This is a genomic window from Enterobacter sp. CPE_E1241, from assembly GCF_045618265.1.
Classification (GTDB): domain Bacteria; phylum Pseudomonadota; class Gammaproteobacteria; order Enterobacterales; family Enterobacteriaceae; genus Enterobacter; species Enterobacter adelaidei.
Window position 1 is genome coordinate 2770136 of sequence record NZ_JBIWYV010000001.1, and the last position, 14467, is coordinate 2784602.

Genomic DNA, 14467 nt, shown 5'->3' on the forward strand with positions numbered 1-14467 from the left:
TTTTTGGATGAAAAAATCCACGCCAGGGCGTGGATTTTCATTCAGAGATAAACTCCCTCTTCTAATGAGTTTTCAGTACACGTTGCTTTTGCAAAGGAAATTAGAACGTCTGAACCATGCTTTTTATATTTAACATTGTAACTATCAGGTTTTAAATTAATAAACTCACCTGATATAACATCTGAGTCATCAGGCTCAAGATCTCCGCCCGTGACATCTTCTCCCGCCCCAATGAAAACCTTTCCAGAAGGTACGTTTAAAAATAGTGACCCGGTATATTTATCAACATCATTTTTAATATGAACTTTATAGACACCATCATCTCCAAGATTTAGAAATAATACATTCCCTTTATTTATTTCTTCAACTTCATCTTCTGGAAGACTCCACCAATCTGCATCATCATTAATTCTATGCTTTAATGACATCAAATCATAAATAACTAATGTGGCAGTATCTGTTTGTATGCTTATGATTTTTATCATGGCGTAAGCAAAAGACCGGAAATATCTCCCCGGCCTAGTCTATTAGTTAATAAAGCTTTCTATAGATTTTATAACGCTTTTATAGAATTGAATCGACTCTTCACCGATTGGTATATTCTCAGTCGGTGAGTCAATTGCCACTCCATGCTGATCATATATTTTATTTCTGACAGGATTTTTAAAATAATGTTGTGGTAAGATATCCACTTCGCTCGTTTCGATAGTTTTAAATGTTACGAAGCAACCGTTTTTCCAGCATGAATTATCAGTAATAATTGGCGGCAATAGCAAATTATCTCTTGCCAATACAGCATCTTCTTGAAGCGAAGATGTAAAATAGTTATATATATATATAACTATAGCATTTTTGAATGGGCCGACATCTATTTTACCCAAGGAGACCATACCATAGCCTAATCGGCCATCATTTAACTGAAAGTAAAAAACATCGCCTTCTTTAGGCCACTTTTTTTGCTTTTCATTTCCTGACACTACTGTAAGTTTGTCGGCCATTTTACATTAATCCCATTCTTTTTAAGCCAATTTTCACCCCACGAAACAGCATCCGAGTATAACTTTCTTGTCGGACTTATGCTATTGATAGAATTCTCAAAATGGGGATTATTATGAATAACTGCTTGTTCTATGCTCCGTGCATGACCGCGATTTAACGGTTCTTCAGTGATTCTAACTAATTTGTCGAATCTTTCACCATGCTGTACAGCACGAATATCTACATCCTTACTGATACCTACATAGACAGGTTTACCATCTCTATATCCTAAATACACATGGGTATTATTCCCACCTTTTGCCTTTCTTTTAATCCAGTCAGCAAAAGACATGTTTCTCACTGACCGTTTAGGGCTCCCATTTTTGCAAGCGGTTAAACCTATAGGATCCACCCACCCCAGCGCATTCGGCGCATACTGGTAAAGGTTTATCCCCCCCGCCAGCCCTATCGGGTCCTGCTGCGTAAACCTTCCGCAGTCCGGGTCGTAATACCGGAACAGATTGTAGTGCAGCCCTGTCTCACGGTCCAGGTATTGCCCCTGCATCCGCAGGTTCTGAGAATATCCTGATCGCTGCGTCTCGCTTTCCCGCAGCAACTTGCCCCAGGCGCTGTTCACCCCTTCCCAGCGCACCTGCCCCTCGATATCCGTCATCCGCTCCGGCGTACCGTTGGGCTGGCAGTGGAACCAGAAAATCTCCGGCGCATCCACGCCGTCAATACGTGCCAGCGGGTCGTAGCTGTCCTGGTCGCTGTAGACGTAGGTCAGCGGCACATCCCCGTGCACTTCCTGCAGCAGGCGGAACCCTTCCCAGACAAACCGGGTTGTGACCGGCTTGCAGGTTGGCTGACCGCCCAGCATCTGGCGTCGCGTTTTGCTGATGCGGCGTCCGAGCGGGTCGTAGCGGAAGCTCACCTGCGTCTGCGGTTTATTGCGGTCCCGCGGCTGGCTGATAACCTCCGTCAGGCGATGTTCACCGTCGTAGCGGTAGTGCCAGCGGGTCTGGCCGTTATCCTTCTCCACGGTGCGGCCGTGAATGTCATACCGCCAGCGAATGCCGTTCAGCTGCGTCAGGCGGTTGTGCGTGACCTTCTCAGCAGATCCTTCGAGCGGGTTACCGGCAGCGTCCCAGCGCCACTGCTCCTGTCCGGGCAGCGTACCGTCCTGAACGAGCAGACGTCCGGCGCTGTCGTACTGCCAGCGGTACCAGCTGAACGGGTTATCGTCCCGCTCTTCCCGCACCAGGTTATTGCGGTAGTCATAATCCCAGCGGCGGGACCAGCGACGCGGCGACGGGCGCTGAGCGTTGCCGGTAAAGACATCCCGGCGATGCAGTCGGCCAAGACGATCGTATTCGCTGCGGGTGGTCAGCAGCCCCTGTGTGCGGCTGGTCTCCCGGTGAAGTTCGTCGCGGGTAAAGTCGGAGACCGACAGTTTATCGAGGGCAATGCTGAGCAGATGCCCGCTGCCGTAGTAGAACTGCTTCAGCTCGCGGCCATCCGGCAGCGTGATGGACGTGCGGTTGCCCAGCGCGTCGTACTCCCACGCCAGCTCGCCGTGCTCGCCCGCCTCGCGCGTGACGCGACCGAGCGCGTCATATTCAAAGGCAAGCTCCTGCTCTGCCTCGGTGGTCCAGGCATCCGCTGAAAGCGCAGGGTGCAGGCCAATCCGGCTTAACAGCCCGGACGGGGTGTAATGGTAGCGGGTCTGCCCTTCCGGCGTGGTGCGGGCGACCAACTGGCCGCTCGCGCTCCAGGCAAAGGCGTGAGTAATGGCTTCGGGATGACCGGCGGCAAAGGTACGCGCTATCGTGCGCCCGCAGGCGTCGTAGCGATACTGCGAGGCCACCCCATCGAGCCCCACCTCTTCCAGCAGCAGCGAGTCTGCGCCCCAGCGGAACTGATACGCTTCGCCGTTTTCGTTTTCCAGAGCAATCAGACGCCCGCGGCTGTCCCAGCGGCGGCGAACCTCTTCGCCCCGGGTATTGCGGGTGGCGGTTAAGCGCCCTGCCTCATCGTATCTGAACTCACTTTCTTTCCCGTCTGCGCCAGCATGCTTCACAGGCAGGCCACGTTCGTTCCATTTGAGCGACTCTGTCCAGCCTTCAGGGCGATCAAGCTGCACCGGACGCCCTGCAGCGTCATAGCGGTAATGGGTCTCTTCACCGTCAGCGCTTATCTCAGTCGTCAGCCAGCCCAGCGGATGATAGTGATACCGGGTCGTGCGGCCAGAGCAGTCCGTCGCACGCACGACTTGTCCGGCCTCGTTGTACTCCTGGTAGCGGCTGTTCCCGGCGGCGTCCACCTCTTCAACCACCTGACCGAACTCATCCCTTCGCAGCTGCGTGGTCTGCCCCATCGGGTCCACCACGCGCTTCAGACCGTGATGTTCGTCGTACCAGAACCGGGTGGCACTGCCGTCGGCTTCAATGATGGCTGACGGCAGCGCACGGTGCTCCAGCCAGGTCGTGGTACGGGCATTGCCGTCGGCGTCGATCTCCTGCACCCGATTGCCCATGTCGTCGTAGACGAAGGTGACGACGTTCCCGAGCGGATCGATGCGTTGCGTGAGGAGCTCGTTGTCATCCCACGCGTAGCGCCAGTTCTCGCCGCGCTCGTCAACGTAGCGGACTATCAGATTTTGCGCGTTCCAGTAGTGCTGACGTTTCTGACCATCGTAGTGTTCAACGCTGGTCAGCCCGGCGTCCAGATCGTAGGTGAAGCGGCAGCCATCCCCGGTGCTGGTGCGGTTTTCCACTACGCGCCAGTGGTCAAATTTTTTCCAGCGGTATTCACTTTCCAGACCGCCCGGCAGGCGATGCCAGACCATCAGGCCGTGGTCGTTATAGCGGTATTCACGCGTCACCACGCCGGAAGCATCCGTCGCGCTCGCCAGCTGTCCGCGCGCATCGTAGCGCCACTGCATCAGCGGCCATGTCTGGTTACCGTCAAAATGGCTGGCAGCGGTAACTCGCTGCGGGAAACGTTCATCTTCATAGCGCAGGGTGACATCTATCGCCCGCAACTCATCGTGCAGACCGACCAGCCTGCCGTGCTCATCCCACTCCGTCAGCAGCGCGTTGCCGTATTCGTCGCTGAGAGAGGCCAGACGCAGGATAGATGGCTCCGCCCGGGTTGGTTTATACAGACGCCACACCGCGCCATCATCGTCGGCAATCGCCACGTCGCCGCTCTCATTACGGCGGATAATGATGCCTTCGCTGATGCTGTAAAACGCGCGGTCAACCGACGGCAGCTCAAAAGTCAGCTCTCGTCCGGTTTCATCGAACCAGGTGGCGTTGTTCTCTTCCAGCGTCAGATAACTGTCAAAGGTAGTTGCCCAGCCCAGACCGAACAGCCCTTCGCGGGTGGTCAGGCTGTTATAGCTGCGCTGCCAGCGAAGCGGGAAACGCCCCGGCAGCGAGAAGTCGAGCTCGTCGTCGTCATTCAACACCTTCACGCCGGTGGCGGCGTGAACCGGATGCGAGGAGCCAAACACGGCATTGACGGCCATATCGGCCAGCATCCCGCCTCCGGCTGCCGCCAGCGCACAGGGCATGTTTTTCAGGATCTTGCCCGGACGCCCGCGCAGCAAGGATAGTGCAATCATCCCCAGCGCCAGCCCAGGCGTTTTGCCGCTTTTGATATCGCGGACCGTCAGCGTTTCGCCGCCGATGATCACGTTCGGGGAGACATCGTCGGAAACGGTGCCTTCGCAGGTGGTGCGATCTTTCGCACGCACAGCGGGTTGTCCGTTGATGAAGACGCTTTTGGAGCCTTCTGCCAGATACTGCGGCCCGGAGTGTTTTTCGCACGCCACCTTGTCTTCTTCCAGCGGCGAAGTCCCCGCAGCAGCAGATGCCACACTCGGCTGCCACATTTCACTGCCGAACTGTCCGGCGGCGGAAAGCAGCATACCCGCGTAATCGGCAAAGCTTCCCGGAGACTGCGGTTCGGGTGAAGGGGTATCCGCGGGCGTCAGCGTGCCCGCCGCGCGTGCAGCAGGGATCGCATTCGTCAGAACATTATTCGAGCCGGTGGTGATTTTACCCGCAGGCGATGGCGGGAAAAGTGCATTACCCAATCCCTCCGCAGCGTTGCTGATATCGTCGGTGATGCCCGCCACGTTTGCCAGCACACCGCCAATGATGCCGCTCAGCAAGCAGCTGGAACCAATCGCCGCCACGCCTGCGGCAGCAGCCCCCGCCCCCAGCAATGGTGCAGCCACGGTGGCTGCCGCGCCCACCGCCGCACCGATCACCGCATAGGCGGCACCTTCCGCCACAATGCTGGTGATGTCAGCAAAAATGCTGGAGTGAATAATCTCGTCGCCCTTACGGGCCGCGTTGTTATCGCTCATGCCTTACACATTCCGGTTGTCGTTTAGCGTCAGACTCTGCTTAAGCGCGCTCCAGCGCACCTCGTCCTCTTCGGTGAAGGCTCTGAGTGCCGAGAGGGTAAAAATCATCAATACCGGTTTGCCCGGTGTCTGAACGGCCAGCTGTTTTTGCCACAGGCGCTGGCCATTACGGTCAAAGGTGGTCTCGACTTCCAGCCCGTTAATTTTTCCGTCAGGCCCGGCTTTTAGGTTGCGGAATTCGCTCTGGGCAATCTCACCCATCTGAGGACGCAGCGCATCCCACTGGCGGTGGAACTCTTGTTCGTAGTCGCTGCCATCCGGGATAACGCCGCGGCTGACCACCACGGACAACCCGCTTTCGTCATCACGAATAATGTTCATGCTGTTATCCTGCCAGGCAGCAGGGAATAGGGAAAATGAGCCTTCCTGAAGGGTGTATTTCATAAGTGAACTCGGGATGATGACTATTGAGAGAGGAATGGCCAATCCACGCTGGCCTGTTGGCTGGCTATTTTATTTTGTAAGCCAATGACCTGACTGGTCGACTAAAATATGGCTGCCTTTGCTGACAATCAATTTCGCGGGTGAATACGTCACGGTGTAAACGATTTCGCCATTGTTGTACGTTGAGCCAATAACTTTACCTGCGGGATCGCGCAACGTTTTTCCCTTTAAAGAGATCGTACTGTTATCACTTTTCCGTACGCCGAGGTAATACATCTGGTCACATTCACTATCAAACTGACCGCATTTACTTACCAGTGAAATAGCGAATTTTTCGGTATCCAGTATTCTGGTTTCAGCGTTATGAACCGAAGCGGCTTTACGTAACGTATAACGCTGCGGAGCATAATAATTTCCATTTTGAGGAGGAGTAGCTAAACGCCATTCCATTTCACTCCCCTTTATTTCCAGAACAGCATGTCCGCCCGTACCGCCAAACGATGAGTTGAACTCAACGTTCGCACGATTGCCAGCGATTGTACCGCTAAGATTACGCTCATCATCTTCCGGGCAATCTATGCGATTTCCCTGCCGGGAGATATAGCAATAAGAGCCAGTGATACGGTTGCCTGATTCAGCCAAACGCAGGGTTAACGTCGAATCGTTCCCGATTTCGCCAGCCCAATCCCCATCAAAAGCGAGTTTTGAATGGCTGTTCGTTGCAAAATGCATCGTCTTGAATCTGGCGGCCCATTGCTGAATATCGGCATGAATATCCGGACTATTATCAGATGACCGATATTGTATAACGTCCGACTCCGGAACCACCCAGGCCGCAAAGATTTTGCCGTCAGGATTGATGACCAGAGCTGATGCGTTCTCCTGATAAAGATCTTTTAGCCAGCCTTCAACAAACAATCCGCCACCTGGGGTGGTATGCGGTTCACCAAAGACATCAAAGTTATCAATAAACGTCTCATAATCTCGGCCCAGCGCCTTCCTGAGATTGTCTGTCACTGCACTGTCGTCAACGATGCGACTTACCGTATCGAGGTTATTGTACTGTGATAATTCAAGTGCAAATGACGGTTCAACAGTGCCAGTCAATAAAGCTGCGAGCAAGGCAGCTGCCAAATATTTTCTGGTCATAATCACTCTGAAGTACCATTATCGTAATTCATTGTTATTTTTGCGATCTTGCTGTCTTTAATCTCAAAAGAGAGCAATTTCTTACCCAATTCATAGGAAACCCACCGTTCCCCGGAATCATTTTCGACCAGACCGTCACCGTATGCTTTATTCAGTTCCGTCGTCGTTGAACCCACATGGATACCACGCGGCGTTTTGATATCCGCTACCGTCAGCGTAATCTGCGACACGATATAATCATCAACGCGTCTTTCCGCTTTATCCCACCAGAGATTGGAACTGAATATTTCTAACCCAGCCCTTTGATGCTGGTAGAATTTATAATTGGTTCCGTCAAAAGGAACCTCACCAACAAAATTCCCTTCAACCGGCACCTCGATTTTACGCGCAACGTCATGAGTCCACCTGTCGCCCAATGCGACAGTATGGTCTTTTACCTGCACAGAAAAATCCTGTTTTACTAAAACCTGTTGAGCCAATACTTCATAACTGCTCAGACAGGTCAACATCAGGGCACAGCAGAGATATGTTGGGATGCACTTTTTCACGTTATTTGTCATTTAAGGAATGTGTATTGCGTTTCTCACCACTGGAGAAAAATGAAGACTAAAGCAAGAGAGTCAGGTTTTTTCATGGTGAAACCGAAGCGGTGCAGCACTCAGATTCATAACGGATAACGTTTTAAGTGAGCGGCAAGCACCGCTCCTGCCTTACTCACCTTTGGTCGTAAATTTCTCCTGCACCGCCGCATCAATATCCCCTTTATGTCCCGCTCCCGGTGCCGTGGTACCTGGATTTGTACCGGAGGTATTCAGATGCAGCTTACCGCCTGTGGTGATATAACCATCGCCCTCAACAAAGAAGTTAAACTCTTTGCCGATCAGGTTAATCTTGCCGTTAGCATTCAGCTCAATAGCGCTTTCACCTGAGACCAGCCGCAGCTTCGTCCCGGAAGCAATGACATACTGCTCTACCGCCGCATCCAGCTTGCCTTTACCCGTCAGGATTTCGGTTCCGCCTTTTACGGCCTGGATTTGGTTTGCTTCCACCCGATGCAATTCATTTTTCTTAACATAATGGCTGCGCTCCCCGCCGACGCTGTGCGTTTCATCGTTTTTAACGCTGGTATCCATATTGCGCTCGGCCTGGATCCACACCTGCTCTGCACCTGCTTTGTCCTCAAAGCGCAGAGCGTTTGCGTTGTCGACGGAACCGTCTTTCGTGCGGCTCATAAAGCCCATCTGCGTAGCCGCAGCCGGTAGCGCCCACGGCGGCATGCTCGCGTCGTTATACACGCGGCCGGTAATAATCGGACGGTCCGGGTCGCCGTTGATAAAGTCCACCACCACCTCATCGCCGACGCGCGGGATTTGTACCCCGCCGTAGCCCTGGCCCGCCCACGCGCTCGACACGCGTACCCAGCAGGAGCTGGTGTCATCGCCCTTCGCCAGACGGTCCCAGTGGAATTTCACCTTCACGCGGCCATATTTATCCGTCCAGATACTTTCCCCCTGCGGTCCCACCACTTTCGCGGTCTGCGGCCCGTAGGTGCGTGGCCACGCCGTGGACTGCGCCGGACGGTAGACCACCGCCGACGGGATGACCGTGAAATCGGTACGGTGAATGGTTTCCCCCTCGCCGCTGGCATAGCGGTTCTCTTCGAGGTGGTAACCTGCGGCCGTCACCAGATACTCACCGTTATCGCTGAAGAACGGCGCGTTGGTTAACGTGAAGGTGTGGCCTGGCGCAATTCCTGCCGCCGTCGCGGTGGCCTGAATCTGCTGATGCTCCACCTGCCAGCGCTCCTGGCGTATACGGGCATAGAACTCCGCATGCCCTGTCTCTACAAAGCGACCCGGCCAGTCGTAAACGTCGATGCTGCCCGGTTTCGGTGACGCCGGGTTCTGCTGAGCCTGGAACAACCACGCATTCGGCTTGCGGAAGTCATAATCGTCGAGGCTGTAAATCCCCGGCGTGACGCTGTCTTCCAGCGCCCACTGGCTGATGCCCTCTTCGTCCGTACTGCCGCCGGACGGTGTCTGGTGGTAAGGAATGACCTCATAGCCACTGAACGGCTGATGCTGCGTCGCGGCGTCGGTCAGCACCAGCGTATGTTTGTCCGCTTCGTGATTAAAGTGATAAGCAATCCCTTCCAGCTCCATCAGACGGCTGATGAAGTCCAGACTGGACTCCTGATACTGCACGCAGTAATCCCACACCCGGTAGCTGCCGGTGAGTTTATCCTCAACGTTGACCTGATGCTCACCCAGCAGGGTTTTCACAATCTGTGGCACCGTCTGGCCCTGGAAGATTCGCAGGTTACGGTCACGTTTCATCGGCCACAAATCTGGCTCTACCGTCAACTGATAGACCGCATAGCGGGTGCCCGTCAGTTCCACGGCGCTGACCCCCACACGTGTGACTTTGCCGTTGATGTAGCGGGAAGTGAGCAGATTCTGCGTCGGAATGGTGACCGTGACCGGCTGCCCCAGCAGTTTACTGCGGTCAATGCGCGCATCCGTGCCGAGCAGCGTCAGCGTCAGGGCGAACGATTCGGACATCGCCTCTCGGCCAGAAAGTTTCCAGAAAAGAAGCCCCTCGACCGGGAGCTGAACGGTAATTCGGTTGAGCATAATCGTTAATCCATATGGCTTATGCGATGTAGATAATTACGGCAATAAACGTACGATGATAATGGCTATTCTGAATCAGACTTGATATTCACAGAACAATATTTTTTCATTACAAATATGAGCGAACCAATTTTCACTATTTCAGAAAAAACAAACAGCGTGATATTGAGAGTGATAACACTCATTCCAAGACCGACTATAATCATCGGGAACAAGGTCACCGAACAACTCATGGTGAGCAGGCGCAGTACTTCCTGCGCCAGAGCAAACCGGACGGCATATCGGTGCGTTGAGAAAAAAAACCAGGCAGAGAAGCATAATGAAACCGGCCACAGAAGGTAAACGAGGTAAAAAAGCCCCGCCAATAAACCGTTTACCCCTCCTGCTATCAGCATAAAGATAATGACACCAAAGTTTCCGCCTGTAGAGTCCCACCATGACTGAAGCAAGTGGTATGGGCCAATTGAATAAAACACAATACCAATGACATCCATAATGCCCCAGAAATAGAATATTTTATTTTTCGCGGTTATATTCACTCAATCCCTCTTTTGACCGGCTCTGGTGGCCACTTACCACCATGTCGAATAAGTGATTCTTTAATAGCAATAAGGTCTTTATACTCGTCGCTGTCTTTTTTTGTTTTTCTCAGAAAACGCTGCAACTGATTTCCTAATGTCCAACCATTATCAGCACGAATGTCAGGATCAGCCCCACGCTCCAGTAAAAGGAAAACATGATCGTAGGAATGAAAATCGAAAGCATCAATGAGCAGCGTATTACCAAGTGAATCCGTAATGTTGATATTACCGCCCCGGTCAAGCATCACTTTCAGCGTCTCGGTATTTTTTGCTTCAATTTATTGAAAAATAATGGGTTTATCAAAAACGCAATCTTTTGCATTCGGGGATAAACCACCATCCAGCATCGCCTTTATCCACTTCCCACTGTCTGCCATAAGAACAAATTCTGCCGGGCTACTTTTTCCATTAGGCCTTGGTTGAAGCGGGTCGGCTCCAGCCCTTATCAGTTCCGTCACAATCTGTAGGCGCGGTTGCGTTTTCTTATCATAGAGCGTATTCATCAGCGCCCAAAAGAGCAGCGTCATGTCCTCTTTACCAGGTTTGTTGAATTCAGTTGTTGCCACAAGTTTTTTTACATGACTCGTATCGCCACGCTCAATTGCCTCAGTCAGAAAAAACTGTGAACCACCGAAATAATCCCGGGACCTATCTCTACATCCTAATTGCAACCTGGCAAAAGGATTACTATTACTAACACGAAAAAATTTCGAAGAATCATTCGCCCCTCAGTGCTTGATAAAAGCACTATTTTACGCAGAAACTCCCTTCTGCACATATTTATAATATTTTAGGGAGTACAATTTTAGCGTTTCGGAGATTATGAATAAAATAAGATTAACCCAAACATTCGAGATACCAGTAACGCCCACCAGCAACGGGAATAATGAAACGGAACAACGGAATGATATCAATCGAAAAACTTCTTGAAACAGAGCAAACTTAACTGCCCAGTGCTTCCGTTTAAAGAAAAGAATTGCTGAGACAACAAAAGAAAGCAGAAGTCCTAGATCCAGGATAAAAAGGACCATTACGAATATGCCAGGCACTACAGCGTTGTGTGCATACCATAGATCAATAAATGATTGGGTATCCGAAATGACAGGTATTCTTCCCATTCGTACTGAGTTCACACAATAGAGTATGATGGCAAGAATATCCATACCACCCCAGAAAAAGAAAACCTTATCTTTTCCAGTCATGTCCTGCTTATCTCTTATTTTGCTGGGACTGGTGGCCATTTACCGCCATGTTGAATAAGCGCCTCTTTAATTTCGTTAAGCTTCTTGTATAACTCGCTGCACTCTTGCGCTCTCTCCAGTTCGAGCTGCAATTGATTTCCCATTGACCAGCCACTTTCAGCTTTTATCTCAGGGTTTGCTCCACGCTGCAGCAAAAGAAGTACATGATCGTAGGCTCCGTAATCAAGGGCATCAATCAGCAACGTTTTACCTAATGAATCAGCAACATCAATATTGCTTCCTTTATCAAGCATCACTTCCAACGTTCTGGTATTTTTGGCTTTAATGGTTTCGAAGATAATGGGTTCATCAAATATTTTATCTTTCGCATTCGGGGATAACCCACCATCCAGCATTGCCTTTATCCACTCCCCACTGTCCGCCATAAGAACAAATTCTGCCGGGCTACTTTTTCCATTAGGCCTTGGTTGAAGCGGGTCGGCTCCAGCCCTTATCAGCTCCGTGACAATCTGTAGGCGCGGTTGCGTTTTCTTATCATTGAGCGTATTCATCAGCGCCCAAAAGAGCAGCGTCATATCATGCTGACCGGGCCTGTTGAGATCGGTTCCCGTTAGACGCTTTTTAACTTCATCTATCTTGCCGCTTTCAATAGCCTGAGCCAGAACGAGTTGCTGGCCGCTGAAGTAGTCTTGCGGATTTTGATCTGTATTCTGTCTACATCCCTGTATCAGAAAGATAAAAACTACTATCAGGCTAGTAATTAACCGTGCTTTCACGTCAACTCCATGTAATATCTCGAAATTATTCCCTATTACAGAAAGAGAATTATTTCATGTTACATGCTACTTATCACTGACTTACTGGTGCAGGTGGCCATTTACCGCCATGTTGAATAAAAAGTTCTTTTATTTCGTTAAGCTTTTTATACTCATCACTACCTTCTTTAGCTCTTTCAAGATAGCGCTGCAGTTGATTGCCCATCGCCCAGCCATTTTTGGCTCTAATTTCTGTATCAGCACCACGTTTAAGCAGTAGTATTACGTGATCATAAGCATGATAATTTAAAGCTTCAAACAATAATGAACTGTTTAGTGAATCGGTGATATTAATGTTTGCCCCCCGATCCAACATAGCCTCAAGCGTGTTCGTATTTTTTGCTTTAATAGCTTCAAAAATTATAGGCTCATGAAACGTTTTATCTTTAGCGTTAGGCGATAGTCCCCCGTCAAGTAAAGCATTGATCCAATCTGCACTGTCCGCATTCAATACAAACTCAGCGGGGCTGTTTTTACCCTGAGGCCTCGGCTGGAGAGGGTCTGCACCAGACTTAACCAATAAGGTGATGATTTTTAATCGAGAAGGTGTTTTATTTTCATTGATGCTATTTCCAAGTGCCCAAAAAAGAAGCGTCATATCTTGCTTTCCGGGTTTGTTAAGATCATTTTGCGGTATAAGTTTCTCGACACCGTCAATATCGCCACGCTGGATATTTTCAGCCAAAGCTAGCTGCTGACCGCTGAAATAATCTTGCGGATTTAGATCCATATTTTGTTTACACCCCTGAATCAGCAATGAAAATAGAATTACGAAAAAGGATACAAAAAGCTTATTCACAAACGACTCCTGATTATCGAAATATCTTCGTCTTTTTGCTGTTCTATACAATTAATGGCTTGTCCAATTCCGTGTTTGTCGAATGCTCCACCAACACCACCAGACAGATCATGAGGAATACCTGCGGCATCAGGTGCAAGTGCTGACAATTCTTCTTTAGCGATTAAGGATGGGATATGCCCTTTCACCATTTTGAAGTCCTCAGCAAGATCGACTTCCTGAATTTTAGTCAGCAGTTCTCCTTTGACGCGGTAGGCCTGAATGTTTTCAGATCTTCCCAACAAACGCCCGCCATATTTTTCTACTGTCCCGCTATTTAGCCCTGAGGCATTAAATGTCCAGGCCGCTTTTCCACTCGCTATAGACGTTGCCGAGGCCAATCCTCCACCTAAAGAATGTCCCGCAATATCAATAGGCTGGGAAGACATTGCTAATTTTTCACCAAGTTGCACTGCACTGCGGTAATAAGGTGCATCAAACCCAATTCCTTGCTTAAAGTTATTCGCCCAATCGGCACCATTTTTTATTGAGGCGAGTCCATTTTTATTTCGCAGTGAATCCAGATGCTCTGCGAGCGATGGTAAACCCGGCTCCCTTGACCCTCTGAAAACCAGCGTCGAATTCATGTCTTTACCGAATACACCCGGATCAGGCTGATATACGCGTGACAGAAAATCTGGTGAGTCAGCTTTATCGAAAAGATCTTTGCTTTTAAGGCCAAACTTTTCCAAAGCACCCGCATCATTACTAATATCCTTCCACCCCTCAGGCACCCCAGGCGTGGTTTCCAGCGGGTTCACGGTCTTATACACATTCTCCGCGAGTTTCGCTTTTTCTACCGCGATATTATTCGCCGCCAGGCGTTTAGCCGCAATCTGCGCGTCGGGATACACGCTATTGCTTCCCTTCGCAATCAGATCCTTACGTGCCTGCCAACGCTCTGCCTTGGTCATCTCCTGCAGTTGCGCCGCGTAGGTTTTACCGTCTTTGCCCGGTGTCGGCTTATCCGGCATCTGTGCCGTTTTGGATTTCACAACCTGCTTCGGCAGCACTGTTGGCGCAGGGCGAGAACCATAGGTTCGCACCATCGTTTCGTAACGATCGACAATGGTACTTACCGGGTACCAGCCCAGACCGTTCAACGAGGCGGCCTGCAGACGGCCATCGGCATTGATATAAAACATCTCCGTCACCGACGACCAGTTGCGATAGCTCTCGTCAATAGCAACGACCCTGCCCATATCGAGATCCTGCACAATCAGCTTACGGGTATCACGCCCTGACTGATAAGGATTCGCGCCAGTGATGGCGTGCAGCAAATCGTAGCGCGTGAACAGGGAGCGCAGCGAATTGTCAGGAACCGACATAATCCACTGCCCGGCAACGGACGGGCGGATAATTTTCGCAAAAAGCGCTGGCGAGACATTCTCGTTGAAAAGATAGACAAACTTAATGTTATACATTCGCTCCGTCCTGTTACCTGTCCCT

The 14467-nt window shown here is 50.7% G+C and carries 12 protein-coding genes and 1 pseudogene; all 13 read right to left on the bottom strand.

The window, feature by feature from the left end; all coding sequences use genetic code 11:
- Positions 1 to 41 precede the first annotated feature (41 nt).
- The 13 genes and pseudogenes from ACJ9Y9_RS13600 to ACJ9Y9_RS13660 all read right to left on the bottom strand — a co-directional run bounded on the left by ACJ9Y9_RS13600 (position 42) and on the right by ACJ9Y9_RS13660 (position 14442).
- Entirely contained in the window at positions 42 to 485 is a 444-nt protein-coding gene (locus ACJ9Y9_RS13600) for a DUF6386 family protein (protein WP_028018736.1), read from the bottom strand.
- Between the two features lie 42 nt (positions 486 to 527).
- Positions 528 to 998, bottom strand: a complete 471-nt coding sequence (locus tag ACJ9Y9_RS13605; protein ID WP_028018735.1) for an Imm26 family immunity protein — start codon at positions 996 to 998, stop codon at positions 528 to 530.
- Entirely contained in the window at positions 977 to 5356 is a 4380-nt protein-coding gene (locus tag ACJ9Y9_RS13610) for an RHS repeat-associated core domain-containing protein (protein ID WP_231078988.1), read from the bottom strand. The genes ACJ9Y9_RS13605 and ACJ9Y9_RS13610 overlap by 22 nt, the downstream gene beginning before the upstream one ends.
- Before the next feature lie 3 nt (positions 5357 to 5359).
- Complete coding sequence (locus tag ACJ9Y9_RS13615) at positions 5360 to 5800, bottom strand: DcrB-related protein (RefSeq protein WP_028018734.1); 441 nt, start codon at positions 5798 to 5800, stop codon at positions 5360 to 5362.
- Positions 5801 to 5869: 69 nt separating this feature from the next.
- The gene (locus ACJ9Y9_RS13620) at positions 5870 to 6949 is read right to left on the bottom strand and encodes a hypothetical protein (RefSeq protein ID WP_028018733.1); all 1080 of its coding nucleotides are present in this window, start codon (positions 6947 to 6949) and stop codon (positions 5870 to 5872) included.
- Between the two features lie 2 nt (positions 6950 to 6951).
- On the bottom strand, positions 6952 to 7392 hold the full coding sequence (locus ACJ9Y9_RS13625; protein WP_229255555.1) for a hypothetical protein: 441 nt from the start codon (positions 7390 to 7392) through the stop codon (positions 6952 to 6954).
- A 267-nt stretch (positions 7393 to 7659) separates the two neighbouring features.
- Positions 7660 to 9582, bottom strand: a complete 1923-nt coding sequence (locus tag ACJ9Y9_RS13630) for a type VI secretion system Vgr family protein (protein WP_028018731.1) — start codon at positions 9580 to 9582, stop codon at positions 7660 to 7662.
- A gap of 65 nt (positions 9583 to 9647) precedes the next feature.
- Positions 9648 to 10121 (bottom strand): hypothetical protein, encoded by a 474-nt coding sequence (locus tag ACJ9Y9_RS13635; protein ID WP_028018730.1) that lies wholly within the window; start codon positions 10119 to 10121, stop codon positions 9648 to 9650.
- Positions 10118 to 10834 (bottom strand): annotated as a pseudogene (locus ACJ9Y9_RS13640) (ankyrin repeat domain-containing protein). The gene ACJ9Y9_RS13635 and the pseudogene ACJ9Y9_RS13640 overlap by 4 nt, the downstream one beginning before the upstream one ends.
- An 81-nt stretch (positions 10835 to 10915) precedes the next feature.
- Entirely contained in the window at positions 10916 to 11404 is a 489-nt protein-coding gene (locus tag ACJ9Y9_RS13645) for a hypothetical protein (RefSeq protein ID WP_229255553.1), read from the bottom strand.
- On the bottom strand, positions 11380 to 12141 hold the full coding sequence (locus ACJ9Y9_RS13650; RefSeq protein WP_028018728.1) for an ankyrin repeat domain-containing protein: 762 nt from the start codon (positions 12139 to 12141) through the stop codon (positions 11380 to 11382). The genes ACJ9Y9_RS13645 and ACJ9Y9_RS13650 overlap by 25 nt, the downstream gene beginning before the upstream one ends.
- Before the next feature lie 73 nt (positions 12142 to 12214).
- Entirely contained in the window at positions 12215 to 12979 is a 765-nt protein-coding gene (locus ACJ9Y9_RS13655) for an ankyrin repeat domain-containing protein (RefSeq protein ID WP_028018727.1), read from the bottom strand.
- The gene (locus ACJ9Y9_RS13660) at positions 12976 to 14442 is read right to left on the bottom strand and encodes a hypothetical protein (RefSeq protein WP_028018726.1); all 1467 of its coding nucleotides are present in this window, start codon (positions 14440 to 14442) and stop codon (positions 12976 to 12978) included. The genes ACJ9Y9_RS13655 and ACJ9Y9_RS13660 overlap by 4 nt, the downstream gene beginning before the upstream one ends.
- Positions 14443 to 14467 lie beyond the last annotated feature (25 nt).